Genomic DNA, 25013 nt, shown 5'->3' on the forward strand with positions numbered 1-25013 from the left:
GCTCTCATCGGGCGGCCCTTTCGGTGGTCGGGGTGGGCCCGGCGCCCCAGCGGGCGCCGTCGCCGGGACCGGCGGTGCGGTCGGCCGGGCGGTTGCCGGCCTGCATGTTGTGCTCCAGCCTCGCGGGCTGGCGCCAGCCGAAGACGGCCTCCGTCATCCGGACGGCCGAGACGGCCGGACCCACCTGGTGCATGCGCAGGATCCGGGCCCCGTTCAGCACGCAGACCTGCGCCGCCGCCAGGGAACCGGCCAGGCGGGCGGACTTGTGCTGGTCCAGGGTCTCGCCGATGAAGTCCTTGTTGGACACCGCCGCCAGCGCCGGGAAGCCGAGGGTGGCGAAGGCCTCGAAGCGGCGGGTGATCTCCAGGGAGTGCAGGGTGTTCTTGTTCAGGTCGTGGCCGGGATCCACGATGATCCGCTCCTCCGGGACCCCGAGGGACAGCGCGAGCTCGATCCGCCGCATCAGGTGCTCGCGGACCTCGGTGACCACATCCGCGTAGTGGGGGGACGGCACCGGGGTGCGTGGGGTGGCCAGGGAGTGGGTGATGACCAGGTGGGCCCCGCCGGCGGCCACCACGCGGCCCAGATCCGGGTGGTGCAGTCCGGAGGTGTCGTTGATGACGTCGGCGCCGGCGGCGATGGCTCGTTCGGCCACCAGCGGCTGGAACGTGTCCGCCGAGAGGATGGCGGTGGCGGCCGGGCCGCCGCCGGCGCGCAGCGCGGCGATGACCGGGACCACCCGCTCGGCCTCCTCGGGGGCCGGCAGCTCGGGGCCGGGGGAGAAGGGGACCCCGCCGACGTCGACCCAGTCCGCGCCGTCCTCGGCGGCCTGCCGGGCGGCACCCACGGCGGCGTGCAGGGCGAACGTGGCGCCGTCGTCGTAGAAGGAATCCGGCGTGCGGTTGACCACGGCCATCACCAGGATGCGCGAGCGGAAGTCCACCGTGCGGTGCGCGAAGCGCTGGACCGGGTGCTTGAACTCCGGCTCGACCAGGGGCATCGGTGGCGGACTCCTCGGGTGGATGCGGCCGGCGGACCACGTGTCCGCCTCCAGACATTCTGGCAGGAACCGCCGGGCGGGGTGGAACGGCCGTCCACGCTCCCGCGGAGTGCGGGGTCCGTGATGGCACCATGAGTGACATGCGACGCAGACCCCGACCCCAGCCGGACGCCCCGGAACTCCAGCTCATCGACCCGTCCGAGGGCGCGTGGGTGGCCGGGATGCTGGAGGCCGGGGCCCGGATCGGGCACGTGGCCTCGACCGTGCCCGTGGGAGACCCGGCGCCCTACGAGGCCATCGCCCGGATCTTCCACCCCGTGCCCTGGCACCACCGCGACTGGGAGGGGGCCGACGCCAAGGGGCGGCGCGACGAGGCCCTCGTGCCGGAGGACCACGCGGACTTCCGGAACGAGCCGTCCGCCGCGACCGGGACGCTCCACGCCTACGGCACCACGACCTGGCGGCACGTGGCCGCGGACCACGGGACCGAGCTCCACGCGGCCGCGCAGTGGGCGGACCTGGCCCGGGTGGGCGTGGAGGAGAGATCGCTCTCCCCCCGGGACCCGGCCCTGGAGTACGGCCCGCCGGCGATCGGTGCGTTGGTCCTGCCGGCGATGTCCGACCTCGCCGAGGTGCTCCTGCACCACACCCGGACGCCGCGGGAGGTGGTCCTGGGGCTGTGGCCGGGACTCGGCTGGATGGACGGCGGCAGCGCCCTGTTCGGCCCGGGCGTGAGGGAGGCCACCGGCGGCAGGCACTCCTCACTGCCCATGCCGCCGGCCTTCGGCCCGGCGACCACCCGGACGTTGCGCCGCGGCACCGGCCTGCTGGACGAGGGCGGCGGCCTCCGGGAGTACCTGCTGGTGGCCGACGACGGCACGCGGCTCCGGCGGCCCGAGTGGCCTCGCGCGGTGCACCCGGCCTTCGACGCGGGGGACCGCACCGAGTACCAGTCCCCGAACCTCGCCTGGCCGCGGGACCGTGCCTGGGCGCTCGCCAGCGAGATCGACGTCGACTCCACCCTGGTGGCCGGATCCGCGGACCTCATCCGGGCGATCTGCACCCACCCGGGGCTCGAGGCCGTCGCGGTCCGGCCGGACACGGACCTCACGGTGTTCGCGGACACCGTCAACCACCGGGACCCCGCCGCATGATCCACCCGGGATCCGGCCGACCCCGGCTGCTGCTGTGCATCAACCCCGGCTCCGGGGCCGGCCGGGGGGTCGGTGCCGGCTCCGAGGCCGCCGCCCGCCTGCGCAGTGGCGGGGCCGACGTCGAGACCCTGCGGGTGCCCGGTGACGACGGCACCCCGGCGGCCGCACGCTACGCCGCGGCCCTCACCGAGCGGTTGCGTCACCGGCCCGGCCGCGGGCCCGATGCCGTGGTGGTCGTGGGCGGCGACGGGATGGTGCACGTCACCGCCAACGTGCTGGCCGGCACGGGGATCCCGCTGGGTGTGGTCCCGGCCGGGACGGGCAACGACACGGTACGGTCCTGGGGCTGGGCCGAGTCGGGGGTACGCGAGTCCACCGGACGGATCCTGCGCTCGCTGGGCCACCCGCCGCGCAGCGTCGACCTGGCTCGGGTGGAGCTGCGGCCACTGGGTCAGGGGGTCGCGGGCCCCGGGGCGACCGTGGTCCGGTATGCGGTCTCCGGGGTGAACGTGGCCTTCGACGCCGCCGTCAACGCCACCGCCAACCGTCTCCGGTGGCCCCGCGGCGGCCTGAGGTACGTGGTCGCCGTGCTGACGGAGCTGATGCGGTACCGCCCGGCCGTGCTGCGGGTCGTGGTGGACGGTGAGCCGGCGCTGGACGGACCGGCGTTCGTGCTGTGCATCATGAACGGCCGGTTCATCGGCGGTGGGATGGAGGTCACCCCCGGCACCCGCGTGGACGACGGCATCCTGGAGGCCTTCCACGTCCCGCCCCTGAACCCCGTGCGGTTCCTGCGGGTGTTCCCCCGGGTCTTCTCCGGCCGGCACACGGGCATCCCCGAGGTCACCATCCGGCCGGCGCGGTCGGTGCGGATCGAAGGGGTGGAGCCGGCCTCGCCACCTGGTCCGGAGGCCGCCGGTCGTGGGGCGGCGGAGCACGGTGCCGTCGTGTTCGGCGACGGCGAGCCCCTGGGGCGGCTGCCGGCCACGGTGACCGCGGCCGACGGGATGCTGGCGGTGTTGGACGATGGGGAGGCATGAGGCTGGGCGGTAGATGGCTTCTACACTGGAGGTATGAGCACTTCCGCCTCCCGGACCCGTGTCTACCTGGACCATGCCGCCACCACGGCCATCCGCCCGGTGGCCCTGGAGGCCTTCACCTCCGGCTCGCTGACCCTGGGGAACCAGTCGTCCCTGCACCAGTCGGGCCGCGCCGCCAAGCTGCGCGTGGAGACCGCCCGGGACGCGCTCGCCGCGGCCGTGGGGGCCCACCCGAGCGAGGTCGTCTTCACCTCCGGGGGCACCGAGTCGGACAACCTGGCCCTCAAAGGCCTGTACTGGGCCCGCCGGGACGCCGCCCGGACGGCAGGACGTGACGGGGGCGCCAGGCAGCGCCACCGGATCGTGCTCACCGGGCAGGAGCACCACGCCATCCTGGACACGGCCACCTGGCTGGAGACCCACGAGGGGGCCCGACTGGACTTCGTCCCGGTCCACGCGGACGGCATGGTGGACCTGGACGCCTGGCGCGAGGCCCTCTCCCGGGACCCGGAGACCATCGCCGTGGCCACCCTGATGTGGGTCAACAACGAGATCGGCACCGTCCAGCCCATCGCCGAGGCCGCGGAGATCGCCGCCGAGCACGAGGTCCCCTTCCACACCGACGCCGTGCAGGCCCTCGGTGCCGTGCCCGTGGACTTCGCAGCCTCCGGTGCGACCACGATGGCCGTCACGGGCCACAAGATCGGAGCGCCGGTGGGGGTCGGCGCCCTGCTGGTGCGCCGTGACGCCACCTTGACCCCGGTGCAACACGGGGGCGGGCAGGAACGCGACATCCGCTCCGGCACCATCCCGGCGGCCCTCATCGAGGCCTTCGCGGCCGCCGCCGCCCAGGCCCGGGACCACCTGGACGGGGAGCGGGAACGCCTCGGCGCCCTGCGGGACCGGCTCATCGAGGGTGTCCGGGAGTTGATTCCCGAGGCCCGGCTCACCGGACCCGAGGACCTCGACCCAGACACGGGCGATAAGCTGCCGGCCGGCACCCGGCGGTCCCCGGGCAACGTCCACTTCATCTTCCCCGGCTGCGAGGGAGACTCGATCCTGTTCGGCCTGGACATGGTGGGGGTCGAGGCCTCCACGGGATCCGCCTGCTCGGCCGGGGTGCCGCGACCGTCCCACGTGCTGCTGGCCCTCGGCGTGGACGAGGAGGCCGCCCGGTCCGTGCAGCGGTTCAGCCTCGGGCATACATCCACGGCCGCCGACGTTGAGCAGGTGTTGACCGCGCTGCCGGCGGTCCATGCCTCCGCGCGCCGGGCCGGCATGGCCGGGCACACCTCCACGATCCAGACCGCCAACAGCACGGCGAACCGCACACCGATCCGCACACCGAACAGCAGCACACCGAAGGGAGACCTCAGCGTATGAAGGTCCTGGCCGCCATGAGCGGGGGAGTCGATTCCGCCGTCGCCGCAGCACGCGCGGTGGACGCCGGCCACGAGGTGGTCGGGGTGCACCTGGCCCTGTCCCGGATGCCCGGGACCTTGCGCACCGGCTCCCGCGGCTGCTGCACCATCGAGGACTCCAGCGACGCGTGGCGCGCCTGCGAGAAACTCGGCATCCCCTTCTACACGTGGGACTTCTCCGAGCGCTTCAAGGAAGACGTGGTGGACGATTTCGTGGCGGAGTACGCCGCCGGCCGCACCCCGAACCCCTGCATGCGTTGCAACGAGCGCATCAAGTTCGCCGCCCTGCTGGAGAAGGCCCTCGCCCTGGGGTTCGACGCCGTCTGCACCGGCCACTACGCCAAGGTCCTCCGCACCGGGGCCGGCACCCTGGAGCTGCACCGCGCCGCCGACTGGGCCAAGGACCAGTCCTATGTGCTCGGCGTGCTGACCGCGCAGCAGCTCGAGCACTCGATGTTCCCGCTCGCGGACACCCCCTCCAAGGACCTGGTCCGGGCCGAGGCAGCCGAGCGCGGACTCTCCGTGGCCGCGAAGCCGGACTCCCATGACATCTGCTTCATCCCGGATGGGGACACCCGCGGCTGGCTGAACGAGCGCATCGAGATGACCGAGGGGGACATCCTGGACACGGAGGGCCGGCGCCTGGGCTCCCACCCCGGGGCCCAGGCCTTCACGGTGGGCCAGCGCAAGGGCCTCAGCATCGGCCGGCCCGCCGCGGACGGCCGGCCCCGCTTCGTCCTCGAGGTCCGTCCCAAGGACAACACCGTGGTGGTCGGGTCCAAGGAGATGCTCGCCGTGGACCGGGTCACCGGCATCCGGCCCTCCTGGGCGGGCGCCCCGCTGGCCGAGGAGGCCACCGGCGACTGGTTCGACTGCCACCTGCAGGTCCGCGCCCACGGAGACCCGGTCCCGGCGCGCGCCCGGGTGGAGGGTGACGAGGGATCTGGCGGTGCCACCTGGGTCATCGAGCTCCACGAGCCCCTCACCGGGGTCGCCCCCGGTCAGACCGCCGTGCTCTACCAGGGCAGCCGAGTGCTCGGCCAGTCCACGATCGACGCCGCAATCAACGCCGCACGCCTCGGTCGGACCGTAGGCTAGGGGGATGACAGAGCACGCCGCCGAGGCCGGCCAGCGACCGGGCCCCGACTACGATCCGCACGCCTCGTCCCTCCAGGGCACCGCCGATCCTGCCGTGCTCGAGGAGCTGTTCGCGATCCGCGGCAGCATCGACAACTTCGACGCCACACTCGTCTACCTGCTGGCCGAACGCTTCAAGTGCACCCAGCGGGTCGGACGGCTCAAGGCCGAGCACGAGCTGCCGCCCTCGGACCCGAGCCGGGAGGCCGCCCAGATCCAGCGCCTGCGCCGGCTCGCGGAGGACGCCGACCTGGACCCGGCCTTCGCGGAGAAGTTCCTGAACTTCATCGTCTCCGAGGTCATCCAGCACCACCGCGCCATCGCGGCCGAGTCCCGTTGAGCCGGACGGAGCCCGCCTCGGTCCGGGCCACCCTGCTGGGGGACTGGCCGGGAGCCGATCCGGTGATCGCCGCCGGGGACCTGCTGGGCGTCCTGGGGTCCCCGCACCTGCCGGTGCTGCCTGAGCTGCCGGCCCGGGGCCCCGGATCCGATCCGATCGGCCGCACGGCAGCGCTGTTGGACGGACTCGCCGTGGACCTCCAGCCGCACGGCTGGCGGCTCGTGCCCGAAGCCGGGCTGGACCACCGCCGGGCCGTCTCCGCGCTGAGTTCCGACCGCCATGCCCTGACCGATGTGGCGGGGGAGTCCGGTCTGTCGCTGGACGACCTCCTCCTGCGGGTCACCGGGCCGATGACCCTCGCCGCCGATCTCTGGCTGCCCGGCGGGGAACGCTCGCTCTCCGACCACGGGGCCCGCAGGGACGTGGCCCAGTCGCTGGCTGCGGGCCTGGCCTCCCACGTCAAGGCGCTGCGCTCGCAGACCGGCGCCGGACGGCTGACCGTGGTGCTGGACGAGCCGCGCGCCGCCGCCGTCCTCTCCGGGGCGCTGCCCACGGCGAGCGGCTACCGCACCGTGCGCTCCATTCCCCGCTCGGAGGCCCGGTCCGCCTGGACGCTGGTCCTGGAATCCGTGCTCGACGCCGGCGCCACCGGTCTGATCCTGGCCCCCGGTCGGCGCGGGGCCGGGGCGGACTGGGCCTGGGCGGACCTGGCGCTGCTGGCCTCCGAGGCGCTTCCTGCGCGCGCCGAAGGAGCCGAGGACCGGCTGATGACCGCGTTGGCCCTGCCGCTGGCACCGCTCGAGGGTTCGGGCTCGGATTCCGCACGGTGGGAGTTGGTGGCCGGGTGGACTGAGGTGGGGCGCCATGTGGCCGTCCGGCTGCCGCCCCCCGACATCACCGGCACCGCCGTGACTCCCGGGACCGCTGGGACCGCGGCGGAACGGCCCTACCGGGGCGCCGCCGTCGGGCTCGCCCGGACCTGGGAACAGCTGGGGCTGGACCCGGCACGGCTCGGCCAGCTCCTCCTGGCCGCCCCGGACCTGTCCGGCGGCACCCGCGTCCAGGCCAACCGGACCGTGGACGGCACGGTGGCCGCCGCCGAGGAACTGGACCGGATCCGTCAGGACGGCGGCCTCTCCTGACCCGGAGGGGGAGCCGTCAGTGCCGTCAGTGCCGTCAGCGCCGTCAGAGGCGGCCGGCGGCCTTGAGCCGCAGGTAGGTGTCCGCGAGGGCGGGCGGCAGGACGTGCGGGGCCTCGTCGACCACCTCCACGCCGAGCATCTCCAGCTCGCGGGCGGCGGCCCGGCGCTCCAGCCCCGCGCGTTCGGCGGCCGCCGCGCGGAAGGTGGTCTCGGCGTCGTCCCGGACCCGGGCCATCTGGGCCAGTTGCGGGTCGGCCACGGAGGCGACCACCACCTGATGGCGGGCCGTCAGGGCCGGTAGCACCGGCAGCAGCCCCTCCTGCAACGAGGAGGCGTCCAGGTCGGTCAGCAGGACCACGAGGGAGCGCTGCCGGGAGACCGCGGCCACCTCCACCGGGATGCTGGACCAGTCCGCGGAGAGCAGCGTCGGCTGCACGGGGGCCAGGGCCGTGACCATCCGGTGCAGCAGGTTGCCCTTCTGGGTGGACGAGGCGCGGGCCCGCACCCGGCGGTCGAAGGCGATCAGCTCCACCCGGTCCCCGCCGGCGGAGGCCAGCGCGGCCAGCAGGAGGGCGGCCTCGATCCCGGTGTCCAGCTTGGGCTCGTCGTCCACGCGGGCCGCCGCGGTGCGGGAGGTGTCCAGGACGATCACCACGCGCCGATCCCGTTCGGGCCGCCAGGTCCGGACCACCACGTCCTGCCGGCGGGCGGTGGCCCGCCAGTCGATGGAGCGCACGTCGTCCCCCCGCACGTAGTCGCGCAGGGAGTCGAACTCGGTGCCGGCCCCGCGGTGCTGCACGGCCGAGCGCCCGTCCATCTCCCGCAGCCGGGCCAGCCGTGAGGGCAGATGCCGGCGGGAGCGGAACGGCGGCAGGATGCTGATCTGACCGGGGGCGGGGATCGTGAGCTGCCGCCCGGCCACCCGGAGCGGGCCCCAGGAGCGCACGGTGGCCGAGGGGGTGCGCAGCGTGCCCCGGCGGCGCGGCACCAGGTGGGTGAGCGTCCGGCGTCGTTCCCCGGCCGGCACGTCCAGGGCCACCGCCGCATCCGCGCGGGGTGGCGACGAGGGGGGCGGCGACGAGGGGGGAACCGTCTGCCCGGCCGAGGGCTGCCAGGCGTCCCGCACCGAACCGCGGAGCCGGCGCCGGCCCCGGTTGGTCACCAGCAGCGCGTTGTCCACGTGCTCGTCCAGGCGGGAGGAGGCCGGCAGCTCCCGCTCGAGTCCCAGGGTGCGCGGTGAGGCGGCGAGCAGCAGATCGGCGGCCGCCACCAGGGCCAGGGCCAACAGGCACCACAGGATCGTGTCCGTCCCGGGGCGCACCAGGACCGGGAGCAGGCAGACCAGGGCCAAGATCAGGAACCGGCCGGAGAACACCATCAGCACGCGCCGATCAGCGGGGGACCGGGACGGTGGCGAGCAGCCCGGAGAGCACCTGGTCCGTGCTGACGCCGTCCAGCTCGGCCTCGGGCCGCAGCGAGACCCGGTGCCGCAGGCAGGGCAGGGCCATCGCCTGGACGTCGTCCGGGGTGGTGTAGTCGCGGCCGTTCAGCCACGCCCACGCCTTGGCGGTCTGCAGCAGGGCGGTGGACCCGCGGGGCGAGACACCCAGTTGGAAGGAGGGGGAGAGCCTGCTCGCCCGCGCCAGGTCCGTGATGTAGCCCAGCACCTCGGGGCCGGACTGGACCCTCCCGACGGCGGCGCGGGCCGCCTGGATCGTCGCGGCGTCGGCCACGGCGGTGACACCGGCCGAGGCCAGGTCCGAGGCCGAGAACCCGGCCGCGTGGCGGCGCAGGATCTCGACCTCGTCCTCGCGTTCGGGCAGCTCGAGGGTGACCTTCAGCAGGAAGCGGTCCAGCTGCGCCTCGGGCAGCGGATAGGTCCCCTCGTACTCCACCGGGTTCTGGGTGGCGGCCACCATGAACGGATCCGGCAGCCGCCGCGAGAGACCGTCCACCGAGACCTGGCCCTCGGCCATGGCCTCCAGCAGGGCGGCCTGCGTCTTCGGCGGGGTGCGGTTGATCTCGTCCGCCAGCATCAGGTGGGTGAAGACGGGCCCCTCGCGGAACTCGAACTCGCCGGTCTTCGTGTCATAGACGAGCGAGCCGGTCACATCACCGGGCATCAGGTCCGGGGTGAACTGGACGCGGTGGGTCTTCAGGTCCAGCGCGGCGGACAGGGAACGCACCAGCAGGGTCTTGGCCACCCCGGGCACGCCCTCCAGCAGGACGTGGCCGTTGCAGAGCAGCCCGATCAGCAGTCCCGTGACGGCCGGCTGCTGCCCGACGACGGCGCGGGCCACTTCCTCGCGCACCGCGCCGAAGGTGCGGCGCAGGTCCTCGTCTGTGGGGGACGGCCGGCCCGGCTGGCCCGGCTGGCCCGGCTGGCCCGCCTGGCCCGGCTGGCCCGGCTGGGACTCGGGGTTCGGAATGGTCATGGTGTCCTTCCATCGGGGTCTGGGGTTCTCGGGCCGGGCGGCGGCGGATCGGTGGTCAGGGCCGTCCGCACGGCCTCCTCCAGCTCCTGCAGCGCCCGGCCGGCGGCCACGAGCTCGCGGGAGGTGCCCACCTGCGCCACGTCCAGATCGGCGGCCACCCGGGAGGGATCGCGGCCGGTGACGCGTGCCGCCGCGGAAACGACCGCCTGCACGGAGGCACCGTGGCCCAGTCTCAGGGCGCGGGAGAGCCGCACGAGGGTGGCCGAACGCAGCGACCGTGCCGCGGCGCCGTGGTGGCCGAAGCGCTCGTAGAGGCGGGCCCGGCCGATCGCGGTCTCGGAGGCGGGTACCACCACGGGGAGCGGCTCCACGGCCAGCGGCCCGTGGCGGCGGCCCCGCCACAGCATGAGCACCGCCAGGCAGACGATCAGCCAGATCCCGGCCGGGCGGACCCAGTCCGGCAGCAGCTGATCCGTGGACGGCGGGCCCGGGTCCACCGCGACGTCCTGAAGACCCGGCAGATACCAGACCACGTCCGCGGTCCTGCCCAGCGACCACAGGGACAGCACGGGGTGGCCCCCCGTGCCGGCGGAGGCGTTGGCGAAGATCCCCTGGTTGCCGAGGACCACGGTCCCGTCGGTGGTCTGAAGCACGGTGTGGGCCGGCCCGCTGGCCCCGGACCCGGTGCCCGGGACCGGGAAGCAGGCCTCGGCGTCGGCCGCACGATAGGCGCGGCCCGCGGCGGGGACGGACTGCGCCTCGCGCCCCATCGCCAGCCGGCACCCGTCCCCGGAGGCCAGCCGGTCGCCGTCGGGCACCTGTCCCGCCTGGGAGACCGAGGGGGCGAGCCGCTGCAGGACCTCGAAGTCGGGTTCGACCAGGACGCGGCGGTCCGCCTCGACCGTTGCGGCGAGCTCGTCCAGTCCGGTCGCGGGCAGGTGGTCGGCGGCATCGTGGAACAGCACGGGAGCCGCGGGATACTCACCGGCCAGGGCCACCGCCTCGCCGAGCGAGTCGGCCGGATGCACCGCGATGCCGTGGTCCTGCAGGACCCGGACGACGGCCAGGGCGCCCTGCGGGGCGGCCGACTCCGGGGAGAGCGGTCGGTCGTCGGGGGTCTGCCGGAGGATCGTGGGCAACGCCACGAGCAGCAGCAGGACGGCCAGCACGAACCAGATCCAGGCCTTCCGCCACCAGCGCGCCAGGGCCTGGCCGGTGGTGGCGACGGCCGGTGCGGCGGAGGTGCCGGGGGTGGAAGGATCGGCAGTGGAGGGTGAGCTGCTCATCGGGGGGCCACCACGCCGTCCTGAGGGCCGGAGCCGGTCCCCACGCGGTCCGCCGCCAGCGGCAGTCGCTGCAGCCGTGCGTCGAGCTCGCGGGCCGACGCCGCCTGCGCCGGGTCCGCGGGCCGCTCTCCGTACACCACGGCATTGAAACCGTCCGCGGCGGCCTCGAGGGCGCCGCGCTCGGCGGGGAACGCCGCACCCAGCGCGTGGGCGGCCTCGGTGGCGGTGCGTCCGGGCTTGACCGCCAGCACGGTGCGGACCTCGGCCTGGCGGACGATGGCCCGGTACCAGGCCGCGAGCGCCTCCCCGTGCTGTCCGGCCGCCGCGGCCGAGGTGGCCGTGCGCCGGTACTGCTCCGGACTGATCGAGCGATCGGACAACACGGCGGCGGCCCGGCGGGCGCGGACTGCGGCGTCGGTCCGCGGGCGGACCAGCCAGAGGACTGCGGCGGCCACCGCCACGAGGAGCAGGGGCAGGACCCAGCCGGGCAGGGAGGGGGCGGCACCGCCGAGGGAGTCGAGCCACGCCAGCACGGCGGTCAGTGCCTCACCGAGCCATTCGAGGATCGGGTTGGGCCTGGCCTCGGCATACTCCGGGGCGGACAACTCCTCCTGGAGCAGGCGGCGTGCCTCATCCCGGTCCGGTTCCCAGCCGTCCGGGGATACGGCGGCCGGAGCAGGCCCGGCCCGGCCCATCAAGCGCCCCATGCCGACCGGCTCAGTGATCGGCGGGTCCCGCTGCGGGGCGGCCCGGAACGAGTCGGTCCGTGCCGGCGGCGGCCTGGACATCCTGAACGGTGCTGAACCGCGCATCGTCGCTCAGCCCGGCGTCGTCGGCTGCGGCAGCGAGGTCCAGGTCGAAGCTCTCCTGGCGGATCCGGTAGTCGGTGTAGAGCAGTGCCACCAGGCAGGCGGTGTAGACGGTGGCCAGGGCGCTCACCAGGGAGGTGGCGGCCACGCTGACCAGCATCCAGATCCGGGAGCCCTCCACCATGGCCTCCGCCGAGGCCTCCTCGGTGAAGGGCGTGAAGACCCCGCCGATCATGGACAGCGGGGTGGTGATGATCGAGGACACCACCCCGACGATGATCCCCACCAGCAGGATGATGCCGAAGGTCCGCCACCAGTGGCCGCGGGTCAGGGTCCAGGACCGGCCCATGGCCCTGAAGGGGGACTTCAGTTCCACGGCCGCGGCGGAGGCGGCGAGCAGGAGCTTGACGTAGAGCCAGACCCCCAGCAACACGCTGGCGACGATGAGCACGAACAGCAGGATCCCCATCACCCCGGCCAGGGTGCCGTCCTCGTTGAGCGCGGCGATCACCAGCCCCACGATCACGGCGAGGAACGCCAGGACCAGGATGAACGCGGCCACCAGGTACAGCAGCCCGAGGCCGATCAGGGACCAGACCTGACGGCCGGTCAGCCTCCAGGCCTGGCCGAGGGAGGTCTTCAGTCCCGCGGCGGAACGCAGGACCACCACGGCCAGGACGCCCTGGGCCACGATCCCGGCGAGGCCGGCGAGCAGGGCCCCCACCATCAGCAGGGCGACCGAGCCGGAGAGGGCACCGAACGTCTGGGCGACGGTCGAGTCCTGGAGGAAGGGGTCCCCGCCCGACTCCTCCAGGCGCAGGATCCCGGCGAGGGCATCGAACATCATGGTGGTGGCCAGGACGGAGATGAGGATCTCGATCAGGGAGACGATCAGCGCGGTGCCCACCACCGCGGCCGCATTGCGCCGGATGACGGCGAAGGATCCGCTCAGCAGGTCACCGAGGGCCAACGGCGTCAGGGGGATGATGCCGGGTCGGCGGGAGGGAGCGGCATAGGGCTGCCGGCTGCCGTAGGGGTTCTGCTGCACCGGCGGCTGACCGTAGGCACCGTAGGGGGAGGGGCCCTGGGTCGGCGGGCCATAGGGTGAGGGGCCGTCCTGCTCCCACGGGCCTCGGCTGCCGTCCTGCGGTGGGTGGTTCTGGTCCAACGGAAGATCCCCCTGAGGTTCCTGCGGTCCTGTGGCGGTGGACGGGCGGGCCGGCCGGTGCCGGCGCGGCGCGCCCAGGTGCAGACACGACTATATCGGCCGCATCCCTGCTTGTCGGATAAGGTGGAACGGATGGCCGGACGGGCCGGTCTGCACTGGGCCTCCGGACGGCGGCGTCGGACGGAGGAACCCCTCCGGCGGGAACTTCGGTGAAGGGGAGGACCATTCCTGTGAAGGCCAGAATTCTCGTGGTCGATGACGACGAGGCGCTGTCGGAGATGATCGGCATCGTGTTGCGCAACGACGGCTTCGAACCGACCTTCTGTGCGGACGGCTCACAGGCGCTGGAGATGTTCCGGTCCACTCGTCCCGAGCTGGTGCTGCTGGACCTGATGCTCCCCGGGATGGACGGCATCGAGGTCTGTCAGGCGATCCGCGCCGAATCGGACACCCCCATCGTCATGCTGACGGCCAAGTCGGACACCTCTGATGTGGTGCGCGGGCTCGAGGCCGGCGCCGACGACTATGTCCCCAAGCCGTTCAAGCCCGCCGAACTGGTGGCGCGGGTCCGGGCCCGGCTGCGCGAGGGCGAGACGCGCGCCCCGGAGACCCTGACGATCGCCGACCTGACCATCGACGTGGCCGGGCACCAGGTCACCCGCGGGGACGGGGCCATCCAGCTCACGCCCCTGGAGTTCGACCTGTTGGTGGCGCTGGCCCGCAAGCCCTGGCAGGTCTTCACCCGGGAGATGCTCCTCGAGGAGGTCTGGGGCTACCGGCACCAGGCCGACACCCGCCTGGTCAACGTCCACGTCCAGCGACTGCGCTCCAAGGTGGAGAAGGACCCGGAGAACCCCGAGGTCGTGCTGACGGTCCGCGGCGTCGGCTACAAGGCCGGTCAGAGCTGAGTTGACCACGGGCACCGTCACCGCCCCCGAGCAGGCGGACCCCGCTGCCGCCGGCTCGGATGCGGGGGCCGGGTCACGGTCCCGCGAGGTGCTCCTCGGGTGGTTCTCGGCCGTTCGGCGCCGATGGACCGCCTCCCTGCAGCTGCGCACGGTGGCGATCACCGCAGTGCTCACCCTGGTGGCGGCCGGGGTGCTGGCCCTGTTCTTGACCCAGCAGATCACCTCGGGTCTGTTCCAGTCCCGGTTCGACCAGGTCGAGGCCGAATCCAACCGGGGCCTGAACCAGGCCCGGTCCATCTTCAACAACGCGAACACCAATGACTCCGAGACCACCGACCTGCTGGTGACGAACACCCTGAACCAGTTGGCTGGCGAGACCGGGGCCACGGTGGTGCGGGACATGGTCCTGGTCCCCCTCGAGGACACCCAGAACCTCTTCGTCGGCCCGAAGTCCAGCTCCGGGCTGTCTGCGGACGTCATTCCCGATGGGCTGTCCCAGGCGGTCCAGAGCGGCAGCGGGACCTACTGGCAGTCCATCGCCCTGCCGGCCGAGGACGGCGGCACCAGCCCGGCGCTGGCCTTCGGCACCCAGGTGACCCTCCCGCCGGGCAATATCTACGCCCTGTACATGGTCTACGACCTCTCCAGCGTGCAGGACACCCTGGACTACCTGATGCGGGTCCTCGTGGTGGCCGGGGCCATGTTGGTGATGATGAACTCCCTGATCGCGGTCTACGTCACCCGGTCAGTGGTCCGACCGGTGGGCCAGGCCGCCTCCGCCGCCGAGACACTGTCCTCAGGAGACCTCTCCGTGCGCATGCCCGTCCACGGCGAGGACGAGATGGCCCGGCTGGGGACCTCGTTCAACCGGATGGCAGACAACATCCAGGACCAGATCACCCAGCTGGCCGAACTCTCCCAGATGCAGCAGCGGTTCGTCTCGGACGTCTCACACGAGCTGCGCACCCCGCTGACCACGGTGCGGATGGCCGCCGAGGTGCTCTACGACTCCCGCGACGGGTTCGACGCGATCAACCGCCGCTCCACCGAGTTGCTCTACCACCAGGTGGAACGGTTCCAGGCCCTGCTGGCGGACCTGCTGGAGATCACCCGGTTCGATGCCGGTGCCGCCACGATGGCCCCGGAGAAGACGGACATCCTGCACCTGGCCACCGACGTGGTCCAGACGGCGCAGCCCCTGGCACACAAGGCCAACACCGCCGTGTACGTGGTGCCCATGGGCTCCGAGGTCAGCGCACACGTGGATCCGCGCCGCATCGAGCGCATCATCCGGAACCTCGTCAACAACGCCATCGAGCACGGCGAGGGACGCCCGGTGGACGTGGTCGTCGGGGCGAACGACTCCGATGTGGCGGTGGTGGTGCGTGACCACGGCATCGGCATGTCCGAGGAACAGGCCTCCCGTGTCTTCGACCGTTTCTGGCGGGCGGATCCCGCCCGGGCCCGGACCACGGGAGGCTCGGGGCTGGGCCTGTCGATCGCCTCGGAGGACACCCGGCTGCACAACGGCCGACTGGACGCGTGGGGCCGGCTGGGGGACGGGTCGGCCTTCCGCCTGATCATCCCGCGCAGCAGCGGCGCCGCGGTGGGCGAGGACGCACCGCTTCAGCTGCCCCCGGCGTATACCGAGGCACAGCGCCGGCTGCCGTCCGACCTCGAGGACCTGGAGCCCTCGCAGCTGGCCGGTGAGGTGCTGCCGGACCGGATCCAGGAGCAGTCGCTGTACCGCCAGCGCCCGGACACCCCCGCGTCCGCCGGGTCCGCAGACGCCCCGGACGCCGCGCCGCACGAGGAGGACGAATCCTGATGAAGCTCTCCCATCCGGCGGGTGCCGCCCGCGTGCCGCGCAGCCGCGGCCCGGTGGCCGTCCTGTGCGCTGTCCTGATGGCCGGACTGCTGTTGGTCAGCGGCTGTGCCCACCTGCCGCAGAGCGGGCCGGTCGGGACCTCCGACCCGCTGCCCGGGGCCGAGAACCAGATGAACTACTCCTTCACCCCGGCCGGCCCGGCGCAGGATGCCAGCCCCGAGGAGATCATCCGCGGGTTCCTGAACGCCGGCACCGGCATCCAGGACGACTACGCCACGGCCCGGGAATTCCTCACCGAGGAGGCCGCCACGTCCTGGAACCCGGAGGCCCGGACCCTGGTGTACAACGAGGCGCCCACCGTGGTGCCCTCAGCCCAGGAGAACCAGTACGAGGTCCAGATGGAGGTGGACTCGGTGGTGGATGAACGGGGGATCATGAACCGGATGCCGGCCAACACCTCCGAGGCCGTCGGGTTCGAACTCACGGAGGTGGACGGCCAGTGGCGGATCTCGCAGGTGCCCGGGGGCAGCATGCTGGAGACGGCGCAGTTCCGGGCCCTGTTCGCCTCCCACGAGCTGTACTTCTATGACCAGTCCTACGCCTACGCGGTGCCGGACCTGCGGTGGTTCCTCAATCGCTCCGGCACGGCCGCGGACATCGTCGGCGCCCTGATGGACGGACCCGCCCCGTACCTGGACGGCGCGGTCCGCACGGCCTTCCAGTCCGGCTCAGAGCTCTCCAGGCCGTCCGTGCCGATCAGTGGCGGCCAGGCCAAGGTCGATCTCACCCAGCAGACGGTCGAGAGCGCGGACCCCTTGAGCCGGCAGCGCATGCAGCAGCAACTCGAGCTGACGCTGGATGGGCTCAACAACGTCTCCGGGGTGGAGATGTCCGTGGACCTGAACCCCCTGGACCTGGGGGCGGTGCCAGACCATTTCGAACCGGCGCAGATCAATCCCGGGGTGGGGTCGACCCAGGTCGCTGTGGCAGACGGGGAGCTGGTCTACTTCGAAGGCGACGCCACCGTCCCCGTGGGCGGTCTGCAGGTCGAGGTGGAGGGCGGACCCCTGGACCCGGCCATGAGCCTGGACGGCACCCGGTTCGCGTTCCTCAACGCCGATCGGACCCGCATGGTCTCCGCCGGCACCGATGGATCCCAGCAGCTCGAGGTCGAGGGCGGGGAACTCACCCGGCCGAGCTTCGACTCCTCCGGCTGGATCTGGACCGTGGACCACGCCAACGGCACCCGCATCATGGCCGTGCGGGCCGCCGGCTCGGCCGATGCCTCCCGGGAGATCAGCGCCGAGTGGCTCGGCAACCGCACGGTCCTGGCGCTGAGGATCTCCCGAGACGGCACCCGGGCGGCGATCGTGGCGGGGGAGGGGGACTCCGCCCACCTGTACCTCGCCGGTGTCATCCGAGACTCCGAAGGGGTGCCCCGCGGCCTCGGCTCACCGGTCCGCCTGGAGCCGACCGTCCCCGTCAGCGACGTCAACTGGGTCTCCGACCAGAAGCTGCTGGTGGCCGCCACGAGCAGCGACTCCTCGGTGGAGGCCCAGATCATCGGCCTGGACGGCTCGCTCGTCACCCTGCGCCCGCTGCTGGGGATGACCGGATTCTCGACCGGCCCCGGCGACAACCCGATCTATGCCGAGACGGCCGAGGCGGTGCACACCCTGGCCGGCTCCACCTGGCGGTCCCAGACCGGGGCCCTGGCCCACGACCTGGCCTTCCCCGGGTAGGCGGTGACCGGCCGGGACCCGGTCGACCGGGCTGCTCCCGGGCGCGTCGTCCACACTGGGCCCGGGTGAGGCCGCCCCGCCCGGTGTCCTGGAGCAGACTGGTCCGATGGAGACCCCTCAGCGGCTCGCCGCGCTCCTCGACGCCGCCGTGCACCGGCCCGCCGTGCGGACTGCGGCCGCTGCCTCCCGTGAGCTGACCGGGCTGCTCCTGCCCAGCCTCTGCGTCCTGTGCGGGGTGCGGGACGGGTCCGTGTGCCCCGACTGCGCGCCGCGGCTGACCGCCGAACTGTTGCACCCCTTCCGGGCCGAACGGGACGCGGGCGCGCTGCCGCTGCGTTCCCTCGGTCCATCCGAGGCCGCGGCAGCGCTCGAGGAGCCGGGGGAGTCCGCCCCGTTGCCCGTGGTGGCGGCAGCGCGCTACGGCGCGGAGGCCTCACGGGCCCTGCTGGCCTTCAAGGACCACGGTCGGCTGCCCGTGGTGCGGTTCCTGCGACCGGCCGTGTACCGGGCCCTGGCGGCCGTTCCCGAACAGCTGGGGATCTGCGGGCCGTTCACCCTGGTGCCGGTCCCGGGCAGCGCCGCCGGCTACCGCCGCCGGGGGTTCGACCCGGTCCAGGAGCTGCTGGGCGGGGCCCTGCCACCCGGATGGACCGTGGCGCACGGCTGGTTGGCGCACCGGAGGGCGCCTGCGATGGAGGCGCTGCGGCACCGGACGAGCCATGCGGGCAGCGGGTCCCGGCAGCGGCGCGCCGGCACCCGGGGCCGATTCCGGCCCACCCGCCGCCTCGCCGCACACGCCCCGGGGGCCGCCCGGGGCGGCACCGCAAGCGTCGTGCTCTTCGACGACGTGATGACCACGGGCTCCACCCTGGCGGCCACGTGGCGGGCCCTCGAGGACGCGGGGATCTCGCCGGTCGGAGCGGTGGTCCTCGCCGCGGTGACGGCCCCGGGACCAGGATCCGATGAAGGTCTTAACTCCGCGTGAAGAACGTACTAGGGTGATCCCAACGGGCCCCCCGGGGGTCCGTATCCGGCGGCAGGAAGGAGTAGTTCTTCCCGCCGCCGATGTGCATTTAAGGGGGCGCCTCAACCGCCCGCCCCACTGCACGCCACATGTTCGAAAAGCCGTCAGGCTCCTAGGAGGACATCATGACCATGGACGTCAGCTACGTTGCCCGCAACGTCTCCATCCCGGACCGCTTCCGGGACTACGCCCAGGAAAAGTTCAGCAAGATCGAGCAGCTGTCCACCCGGGCCCAGAGGTTGGAGATCAAGGTCACCCAGCAGTCCAACCACCGCCACTCGGCCGAGAAGCTCACCGTTGAGCTGACGGTCCAGGGCAAGGGCAAGGTCATCCGCGCGGAGGCCCAGGCTGATGACAAGTTCGCGGCATTCGATCTGGCGTTCGGCAAGCTCCTGGAGCGCCTGCGCCGCCTGCGCGACCGGCAGAAGGACCGCCACCAGAAGAGGGTCTCCGTGGCCGATGCCACCGCCGTGCTCCCCCCGGTGGAGCCGGGCCAGTCGCTGGTCGAGCAGGCCATGGCCAACCAGGCGGCCCAGGAACACGCCGAGCAGGACGGTCAGGACGAGGCTCCGGTGCGGATCCGGAAGAAGATCTTCCCGGCCAGGCCCGTGAGCGTGGATGACGCGGTGGACGCCATGGAACTCGTGGGCCACGACTTCTACCTCTTCATCGACGCCGCCAGCGGTCAGCCCTCCGCCGTGTACCGGCGTAAGGGATGGAGCTACGGCGTGATCATCCTGGACGCGGACCATCCGGACGCCGAGGTCCACGAGGAGGACATCGACTATCGGGCCGCAGCCGTCTGATGCTGCGGTGACCCGCCGTCAGGGACCGCCCGGCTCGTCGCAGCCGGGCGGTCCCGTGATGGGCCCTTCCGAGGCGCGCCGGGCCGCGCTCGCGGCTCAGCACCTGCATCGAGGACGTCCTTCCGAGTCCCCGGGTGCCCGGAGGGTCCGGGCCGTCGCGGACCGGCTCAGCGTGCTCCAGGTGGACTCCGTCAACATCCTGGCCCGCGCACACTACCTCCCCGTCTACAGCCGCCTCGGCCCCTACGAACCCGCACTGCTGGACCGGCTGTCCCACCGCAGCCCCCGTAGCTGGACCGAGTACTGGGCCCATGAGGCCTCCCTGGTCCCGGTCCGGCTCAGGCCCGCACTCATGGCGGTGCAACGCCGCACCTGGATGACGGCCACCGACCTGGAGCCTGGGTTCCGGGAATCACTCGCCCTCCGGATCCTGGACCTGCTGGAGGCCTCCGGGCCGCTGACCGCACGGCAGGTCGAGGCGCACGTGGGTGACCACGGCCGGTCCGAGGGGCACTGGGGCTGGAACTGGTCCGTGGTGAAGCGGGTCCTCGAGGACCTCTTCGCCTCGGGCCGCATCGCCTGCGCGGGCCGCACCGCCCAGTTCGAGCGGAGGTTCTTCCCGGGGACGCGGCTCGCGGGGGAGCCGTCCGTGCCGGATCCCCACGCCGCCGCCGTGGAACTGGTCCGCGCCGCTTCCCGGGCGCTCGGGGTGGCCACCGAGGCCTCCCTGGCCGACTACTTCCGGATTCCGGTCGCCGCCGCACGCTCCGCCGCGCAGGAGTTGCGCCGCGAGGGCCTCCTCGAGCCGGTCCGCTTGCCGGCCCCCGGGGGCAAGACCGTGCCGGCGTGGCGGCACGCCGAGGCCACGGTGCCACGCCGGGCCACCGGCCGGGCCCTCGTGAGCCCCTTCGACCCGCTCGTGTTCCACCGGCCCCGGGTCCAGGCCCTGTTCGGTGTGCGGTACCGCCTCGGCATCTACACCCCGGCCCCGCAGCGGACCAGGGGCTACTACTCGCTGCTGTTCCTGCTGGGCGAGCAACTGGTCGCCCAGATCGACCTCAAGGCTGATCGCGCCGCCCGGCAGTTGCTGGTGCGCGGGGTCTGGTCCGAGGACCCGGGGCAGATCCCCGGCCCGCCCCCCGCCCACGGGACGGGCACGGCCGGCCCGCGGGCCGGCGTCGGGCATCTGGTCTGCGAACTGGCCGCCGAGCTGGCCGAACTGTCCCGGTGGCTGGGGCTGGAGGAGACGGTGGTGGACGCGGACGCCCCGGGCGACCTGTCGGGTGAGCTGCGGCGGACCTTGAGGAAGCTCCCAGTCTTTTGACCGTAGACTGTGCTGGTATCCCCGCGGCCACCGGCCCATCCAGGGGATCACAGAGCGCAACGCATACCGACGCACCCGGTGGACCGGGGAACAGGGAGTCTAGGCACGTGGCATCTTTCATCGAACGAATCCTGAAGACCGGGGACAAGAAGGTCCTCAAACAGCTCAGGGGCTTCGCTGACGCCATCAACGTCCTGGAGGACGAGTTCCGCCAGATGTCCGACGCCGAGCTGCGCGGTGAGACCGAGGTGTTCCGCGAGCGGATCGCGAACGGCGAGACCCTGGACTCCCTGCTGCCCGAGGCCTTCGCGGCCGTGCGGGAGGCCGCCGGGCGAACCCTGGGCCAGCGCCACTACGACGTCCAGCTGATGGGCGGTGCGGCCCTGCACCTCGGGAACATCGCCGAGATGAAGACCGGTGAGGGCAAGACCCTCGTGGCCACCGCGCCGGCCTACCTGAACGCCCTGAGCGGCCAGGGCGTGCACATCATCACCGTCAACGACTACCTGGCCAGCTACCAGTCCGAGTTGATGGGCCGCGTGTTCCGCTTCCTGGGCCTGGAGACCGGTGTGATCGTGGCCAACCAGGACCCGGCCACCCGACGCGCCCAGTACGCCGCGGACATCACCTACGGCACCAACAACGAGTTCGGCTTCGACTACCTGCGGGACAACATGGCGTGGTCCAAGGACGAGCTGGTCCAGCGGGGCCACCACTTCGCCATCGTCGACGAGGTCGACTCCATCCTCATCGACGAGGCCCGTACCCCGCTGATCATCTCCGGGCCGGCCCAGGGCGACGCCTCGCGGTGGTACACCGAGTTCTCCAAGTTGGTCCGCAAGCTGACCCTGGACGAGGACTACGAGGTCGACGAGAAGAAGAAGACGGTCGGCGTCCTCGAGCCCGGCATCGAGAAGACCGAGGACTGGCTGGGCATCACCAACCTCTACGAGTCCGCGAACACGCCGCTGATCCAGTACCTGAACAATGCCATCAAGGCCAAGGAGCTGTTCAAGAAGGACAAGGACTACGTCGTGCTCAACGGCGAGGTCAACATCGTGGACGAGCACACCGGGCGCGTGCTGGCAGGACGTCGCTACAACGAGGGCATGCACCAGGCCATCGAGGCCAAGGAGGGGGTGCAGATCAAGGCGGAGAACCAGACGCTGGCCACCGTGACGCTGCAGAACTACTTCCGCCTCTACGACAAGCTCTCCGGCATGACCGGCACGGCGGAGACCGAGGCCGGCGAGTTCATGTCCACCTACAAGCTCGGCGTGGTGGTGATCCCCTCCAACCGGGCCAAACAGCGCGTGGACCAGACGGACCTGATCTACAAGAACGAGGTCGCCAAGTTCGACGCGGTGGTCAAGGACATCGCCGAACGGCACGAGGCCGGCCAGCCCGTGCTCGTGGGCACGACCTCCGTGGAGAAGTCCGAGTACCTCTCCAAGCTGCTGGCCAAGAGCGGTGTCCGGCATGAGGTGCTCAATGCCAAGAACCACGCCCGTGAGGCCGCGATCGTGGCCCAGGCGGGGCGCAAGGGCGCCGTCACGGTGGCGACCAACATGGCCGGCCGCGGCACCGACATCATGCTCGGCGGCAACGCCGAGCACAACGCGGTGGCCGAGATGCAGCAGCGCGGCCTGGACCCGGTCGAGGATGCCGAGACCTACGAGGAGAAGTGGGACGAGGTCCTTGCCGCGGCACAGGACCACGTCAAGAAGGAACACGAGGAGGTCCTCGAGCTCGGGGGCCTGTACGTGCTCGGCACCGAGCGTCACGAGTCCCGCCGGATCGACAACCAGCTCCGCGGCCGTTCCGGACGTCAGGGGGACCCCGGCGAGTCCCGCTTCTACCTGTCCCTGACGGACGACCTGATGCGCCTGTTCAACCCTGGGGCGGCCTCGCGCATCATGAACTCCGCCTCGGTCCCGGATGACATGGCCCTGGAGTCGAAGATGGTCTCCGGCGCCATCCAGAACGCCCAGCAGCAGGTGGAGTCGCGCAACACCGAGCAGCGGAAGAACGTGCTGAAGTACGACGACGTGATGAACCGCCAGCGTGAGGCGATCTACACGGACCGCCGGCAGATCCTCGAGGGTGAGGACCTGCAGGAGAAGATCCAGCACTTCCTCGAGGACTCGGTGAGTGCCATCGTGACGGAGGCGACCGCGGTCGGCCATGCCGGCGAGTGGGACCTGGACCAGCTCTGGACGGACCTGAAGCAGATGTACCCCGTGGGGGTCACGGCCGAGGAGGTCGTCGAGGAATCCGGCGGGCTGGCCCGGCTCAAGGGTGAGGACCTCAAGCGTGAGCTGGTCTCTGACGCCAAGCTGGCCTATGAGGACCGGGAGCGGGCCATCGGCGCGGAATCCCTGCGCGAGTTGGAGCGGCGCGTGGTGCTCTCCGTGATCGGGCGCAAGTGGCAGGAGCACCTCTACGAGATGGACTACCTCAAGGAGGGCATCGGCCTGCGTTCCATGGCGCAGCGCGACCCCCTGGTGGAGTACCAGCGCGAGGGGTACCTGATGTTCCAGTCCATGATGGAGGCCATCCGGGAGGAGTCCGTCGGCTACCTGTTCAACCTGGAGGTCCAGACCGCACCGGCACCGACCTCGTTGCCCGGCGTGAAGGACGCCCGGTCCGCGACCATGACCCCGGTCCTGAACGTCAAGGGCCTGGATGCCCCGCGCCAGCCGTCCACCCTGCGCTTCTCCGCCCCGTCCGACTCGGGGGACGTCACCACGCAGGTGCGGCGCACCGACGGTGGGGCCGGCCAGAACGGCTCGGGCACCGGGACCTCGGGCGACGGCGCATCATCCGCATCGCGTGGTGGCAAGAAGTCCAAGAAGAGCCGCCGCTGACCGCGGGGGACCGAAGGCGTTCAGCCCAGTTCCAGGGCCGTGACCTTCCACCGTCCGCGGTGCTGCTCGATCCGTAGGGCCATGGCCTTGGCGCGGTCCGGCAACTGGATGGTCGCGCTGGCCTCATAGACGCCGTCCCCCGCGCGGCAGACCCGGGCGCCGAGCGCTGTGGGGGCGGTGGCCGCGTGGCCGGGCCCGGTGGGCCGGATGCGTTGGGCGAGTTCGGAGCGGCGCAGCATCTTGCCGTACGTCGGGAGGTCGAGCCACCTGGACAGCTGCCGGGCCGGGCGCAGGCCGAGCTCGGCCTCCACACACGCCAGCGCCACGATCCGGGCCAGGGAACGGACCGTGCGTTCCTCCTCGCGGCGGAGTTCCTGTCGGGCGCGGTCGCCGGCCTGGGCGCCGAGGTCCGGATGCACGCGGGGTGCCCACACTGTGCCCGGCCGTGCTGAGGGCTGCCGCCGGGGGACGCCCGCGGCCCCGGACCCCGCGAGGGGCGGCAGGGACGCGGGGACGGGGGACCGGGTCAGACCCAGAGTCCGTTCCTGCGCCGGGGCTGTTGCTGCTGCTGTTGCTGTTGCTGTTGCTGTGGTGAGCGTGGTCATGATTCCTCCGGATGCTCTGGCGATGGGATAGCCGTGATGGGACTGCGGTCGGTGGGGGTGCAGGCGGTGGGACTAGTCGAAGGGCGGAGCCGTCAGGACCGTGCCCGGTAGGAGCAGGTCGGCCTCGGTGCCGATGATCGACCGGTTGTGCTGGTACCACTGGCGCCAGCGACGGTCGACCTCCAGGTCGGTAGCCGCCGGGCCCAGCTCGTGGGCGGCGATGTCCCAAAGGCAGTCCCCCTGCCGCACCGAGATCGTGGTGACCTCTGCGGCGGAGGGCCGTGCCGTGCGGGTCGACCCCGGGGAGGCCGGGGCCGGCGTCTCTGGCTTCCACGTGGGCGTCGGCAGTCCCGGGCCCGCGGTTGAGCGTTCTGTGGAGGTGGGAAGCCATCCCGGGTGGGGCACCTCGGAACGATCGGCAGCCCACACGACGGAGGGTGCTGCCACGGGGCCGGGGTGTCCCAGGCCGTGGTCTGGACCGCCGACGGCCCATGCCCCGGGGACCAGCAGGATGTTCACACCGAGGGCCGAGGCGGCCACCCGGCGCAGGAACGCGGGGGAGAGGGCCCGGCCGAGGCGGGCCAGCCGGGCCGACCGCCAGCGGTGTCCACACGTTGCCAGGGTGGCGCCCAGCACGGCCACGAGCCAGCCCACGGCGATGATCGCGCCGGAGCCGGCGCACAGGGACGCCACGGACCGCTCGACGACCTGGATTCCCCCGCCGGACGGTGTGCCGGACAGTGCGCTGGTGCCGAACCACCACAGCAGTGGCCCGGCGGCCGTGCACAACAGGGCCAGTATCAGGTCGTCGCCGCGCAATGCCGGACGGCGGTCGTCAGGACGTGTGCCCATGGTGTGCCCCTCGTGGCCTGGCGGGCGTCTGGGTCCCGCAGTTCGTGATGAGTGACTCTAGGCAACAGTAGATCTCAGTGGGTGTCAATAGATCATCGGCAGTGATGATCAGTGTCGTTTGATGT

General features: G+C 72.4%; 21 protein-coding genes. 13 read left to right on the top strand and 8 right to left on the bottom strand.

The window, feature by feature from the left end; genetic code table 11:
* Positions 1–4 precede the first annotated feature (4 nt).
* Positions 5–1000: a dihydropteroate synthase gene (gene folP, locus AB0K08_RS10600; protein ID WP_363354171.1), complete on the bottom strand. Its 996-nt coding sequence runs from the start codon at positions 998–1000 to the stop codon at positions 5–7.
* A 140-nt stretch (positions 1001–1140) separates the two neighbouring features.
* Between folP and AB0K08_RS10605 the strand changes: the two genes are divergently transcribed.
* The 6 genes from AB0K08_RS10605 to AB0K08_RS10630 are packed head-to-tail and all read left to right on the top strand — an operon-like array spanning position 1141 to position 7234.
* Entirely contained in the window at positions 1141–2154 is a 1014-nt protein-coding gene (locus AB0K08_RS10605; RefSeq protein WP_363354173.1) for a hypothetical protein, read from the top strand.
* Positions 2151–3194, top strand: a complete 1044-nt coding sequence (locus AB0K08_RS10610) for a diacylglycerol kinase family protein (RefSeq protein WP_363354175.1) — start codon at positions 2151–2153, stop codon at positions 3192–3194. Before AB0K08_RS10605 ends, AB0K08_RS10610 begins: the two co-directional genes overlap by 4 nt.
* 33 nt (positions 3195–3227) lie before the next feature.
* The gene (locus AB0K08_RS10615) at positions 3228–4577 is read left to right on the top strand and encodes a cysteine desulfurase family protein (protein ID WP_363354177.1); all 1350 of its coding nucleotides are present in this window, start codon (positions 3228–3230) and stop codon (positions 4575–4577) included.
* Positions 4574–5713, top strand: coding sequence for a tRNA 2-thiouridine(34) synthase MnmA (gene mnmA / locus AB0K08_RS10620; RefSeq protein WP_363354179.1), 1140 nt, complete (start codon positions 4574–4576; stop codon positions 5711–5713). The genes AB0K08_RS10615 and mnmA overlap by 4 nt, the downstream gene beginning before the upstream one ends.
* A gap of 4 nt (positions 5714–5717) precedes the next feature.
* Complete coding sequence (locus tag AB0K08_RS10625; protein WP_363354181.1) at positions 5718–6092, top strand: chorismate mutase; 375 nt, start codon at positions 5718–5720, stop codon at positions 6090–6092.
* A complete protein-coding gene (locus AB0K08_RS10630; protein ID WP_363354183.1) occupies positions 6089–7234 on the top strand; it encodes a hypothetical protein in 1146 nt (381 codons plus the stop codon). The genes AB0K08_RS10625 and AB0K08_RS10630 overlap by 4 nt, the downstream gene beginning before the upstream one ends.
* Before the next feature lie 43 nt (positions 7235–7277).
* On the opposite strand, the gene AB0K08_RS10635 is transcribed toward AB0K08_RS10630, so the two are convergent.
* Genes AB0K08_RS10635 through AB0K08_RS10655 form a run of 5 tightly spaced genes read right to left on the bottom strand, consistent with a single transcriptional unit; the run spans position 7278 to position 12932 of the window.
* On the bottom strand, positions 7278–8612 hold the full coding sequence (locus AB0K08_RS10635; protein WP_363354305.1) for a DUF58 domain-containing protein: 1335 nt from the start codon (positions 8610–8612) through the stop codon (positions 7278–7280).
* A gap of 13 nt (positions 8613–8625) precedes the next feature.
* The gene (locus AB0K08_RS10640; protein ID WP_363354185.1) at positions 8626–9669 is read right to left on the bottom strand and encodes a MoxR family ATPase; all 1044 of its coding nucleotides are present in this window, start codon (positions 9667–9669) and stop codon (positions 8626–8628) included.
* Positions 9666–10955, bottom strand: a complete 1290-nt coding sequence (locus AB0K08_RS10645) for a DUF4350 domain-containing protein (protein WP_363354187.1) — start codon at positions 10953–10955, stop codon at positions 9666–9668. Before AB0K08_RS10645 ends, AB0K08_RS10640 begins: the two co-directional genes overlap by 4 nt.
* A complete protein-coding gene (locus AB0K08_RS10650) occupies positions 10952–11662 on the bottom strand; it encodes a DUF4129 domain-containing protein (RefSeq protein ID WP_363354189.1) in 711 nt (236 codons plus the stop codon). Before AB0K08_RS10650 ends, AB0K08_RS10645 begins: the two co-directional genes overlap by 4 nt.
* A 10-nt stretch (positions 11663–11672) precedes the next feature.
* Positions 11673–12932: a hypothetical protein gene (locus AB0K08_RS10655; RefSeq protein WP_363354191.1), complete on the bottom strand. Its 1260-nt coding sequence runs from the start codon at positions 12930–12932 to the stop codon at positions 11673–11675.
* A 230-nt stretch (positions 12933–13162) separates the two neighbouring features.
* Between AB0K08_RS10655 and mtrA the strand changes: the two genes are divergently transcribed.
* The 7 genes from mtrA to secA all read left to right on the top strand — a co-directional run bounded on the left by mtrA (position 13163) and on the right by secA (position 23431).
* A complete protein-coding gene (gene mtrA / locus AB0K08_RS10660) occupies positions 13163–13840 on the top strand; it encodes an MtrAB system response regulator MtrA (RefSeq protein WP_363354193.1) in 678 nt (225 codons plus the stop codon).
* 1 nt (position 13841) lies between these two features.
* Complete coding sequence (gene mtrB / locus AB0K08_RS10665) at positions 13842–15668, top strand: MtrAB system histidine kinase MtrB (RefSeq protein ID WP_363354195.1); 1827 nt, start codon at positions 13842–13844, stop codon at positions 15666–15668.
* Complete coding sequence (locus tag AB0K08_RS10670; RefSeq protein ID WP_363354197.1) at positions 15668–17410, top strand: LpqB family beta-propeller domain-containing protein; 1743 nt, start codon at positions 15668–15670, stop codon at positions 17408–17410. Before mtrB ends, AB0K08_RS10670 begins: the two co-directional genes overlap by 1 nt.
* Positions 17411–17516: 106 nt before the next feature.
* Positions 17517–18395 (top strand): phosphoribosyltransferase family protein, encoded by an 879-nt coding sequence (locus AB0K08_RS10675; RefSeq protein WP_363354199.1) that lies wholly within the window; start codon positions 17517–17519, stop codon positions 18393–18395.
* A gap of 164 nt (positions 18396–18559) precedes the next feature.
* Positions 18560–19240: a ribosome-associated translation inhibitor RaiA gene (gene raiA, locus AB0K08_RS10680; RefSeq protein WP_363354201.1), complete on the top strand. Its 681-nt coding sequence runs from the start codon at positions 18560–18562 to the stop codon at positions 19238–19240.
* 58 nt (positions 19241–19298) lie between these two features.
* Positions 19299–20564 (top strand): crosslink repair DNA glycosylase YcaQ family protein, encoded by a 1266-nt coding sequence (locus AB0K08_RS10685; RefSeq protein ID WP_363354307.1) that lies wholly within the window; start codon positions 19299–19301, stop codon positions 20562–20564.
* Positions 20565–20671: 107 nt separating this feature from the next.
* Complete coding sequence (secA, locus tag AB0K08_RS10690; RefSeq protein WP_363354203.1) at positions 20672–23431, top strand: preprotein translocase subunit SecA; 2760 nt, start codon at positions 20672–20674, stop codon at positions 23429–23431.
* A 20-nt stretch (positions 23432–23451) separates the two neighbouring features.
* Here the strand turns inward: secA and AB0K08_RS10695 are convergent, their stop codons facing one another.
* Together AB0K08_RS10695 and AB0K08_RS10700 are read right to left on the bottom strand one after the other, a co-directional pair.
* Positions 23452–24036, bottom strand: a complete 585-nt coding sequence (locus AB0K08_RS10695; protein ID WP_363354205.1) for an Rv3235 family protein — start codon at positions 24034–24036, stop codon at positions 23452–23454.
* A 72-nt stretch (positions 24037–24108) separates the two neighbouring features.
* Complete coding sequence (locus tag AB0K08_RS10700; protein WP_363354207.1) at positions 24109–24888, bottom strand: hypothetical protein; 780 nt, start codon at positions 24886–24888, stop codon at positions 24109–24111.
* Positions 24889–25013: the final 125 nt, after the last annotated feature.

The organism is Citricoccus sp. NPDC055426 (genome assembly GCF_040677445.1).
GTDB lineage: Bacteria > Actinomycetota > Actinomycetes > Actinomycetales > Micrococcaceae > Citricoccus.

Excerpts from the sequence above, each read along its gene's own strand:
- folP (WP_363354171.1), bottom strand. The coding sequence starts at position 1,000 with ATGCCCCTGGTCGAGCCGGAGTTCAAGCACCCGGTCCAGCGCTTCGCG.
- AB0K08_RS10605 (WP_363354173.1), top strand. The coding sequence starts at position 1,141 with ATGCGACGCAGACCCCGACCCCAGCCGGACGCCCCGGAACTCCAGCTC.
- AB0K08_RS10610 (WP_363354175.1), top strand. The coding sequence starts at position 2,151 with ATGATCCACCCGGGATCCGGCCGACCCCGGCTGCTGCTGTGCATCAAC.
- AB0K08_RS10615 (WP_363354177.1), top strand. The coding sequence starts at position 3,228 with ATGAGCACTTCCGCCTCCCGGACCCGTGTCTACCTGGACCATGCCGCC.
- mnmA (WP_363354179.1), top strand. The coding sequence starts at position 4,574 with ATGAAGGTCCTGGCCGCCATGAGCGGGGGAGTCGATTCCGCCGTCGCC.
- AB0K08_RS10625 (WP_363354181.1), top strand. The coding sequence starts at position 5,718 with ATGACAGAGCACGCCGCCGAGGCCGGCCAGCGACCGGGCCCCGACTAC.
- AB0K08_RS10635 (WP_363354305.1), bottom strand. The coding sequence starts at position 8,612 with ATGGTGTTCTCCGGCCGGTTCCTGATCTTGGCCCTGGTCTGCCTGCTC.
- AB0K08_RS10640 (WP_363354185.1), bottom strand. The coding sequence starts at position 9,669 with ATGACCATTCCGAACCCCGAGTCCCAGCCGGGCCAGCCGGGCCAGGCG.
- AB0K08_RS10645 (WP_363354187.1), bottom strand. The coding sequence starts at position 10,955 with ATGAGCAGCTCACCCTCCACTGCCGATCCTTCCACCCCCGGCACCTCC.
- AB0K08_RS10650 (WP_363354189.1), bottom strand. The coding sequence starts at position 11,662 with ATGGGGCGCTTGATGGGCCGGGCCGGGCCTGCTCCGGCCGCCGTATCC.
- AB0K08_RS10670 (WP_363354197.1), top strand. The coding sequence starts at position 15,668 with ATGAAGCTCTCCCATCCGGCGGGTGCCGCCCGCGTGCCGCGCAGCCGC.
- AB0K08_RS10675 (WP_363354199.1), top strand. The coding sequence starts at position 17,517 with ATGGAGACCCCTCAGCGGCTCGCCGCGCTCCTCGACGCCGCCGTGCAC.
- raiA (WP_363354201.1), top strand. The coding sequence starts at position 18,560 with ATGACCATGGACGTCAGCTACGTTGCCCGCAACGTCTCCATCCCGGAC.
- AB0K08_RS10685 (WP_363354307.1), top strand. The coding sequence starts at position 19,299 with ATGGGCCCTTCCGAGGCGCGCCGGGCCGCGCTCGCGGCTCAGCACCTG.
- AB0K08_RS10695 (WP_363354205.1), bottom strand. The coding sequence starts at position 24,036 with ATGACCACGCTCACCACAGCAACAGCAACAGCAACAGCAGCAGCAACA.
- AB0K08_RS10700 (WP_363354207.1), bottom strand. The coding sequence starts at position 24,888 with ATGGGCACACGTCCTGACGACCGCCGTCCGGCATTGCGCGGCGACGAC.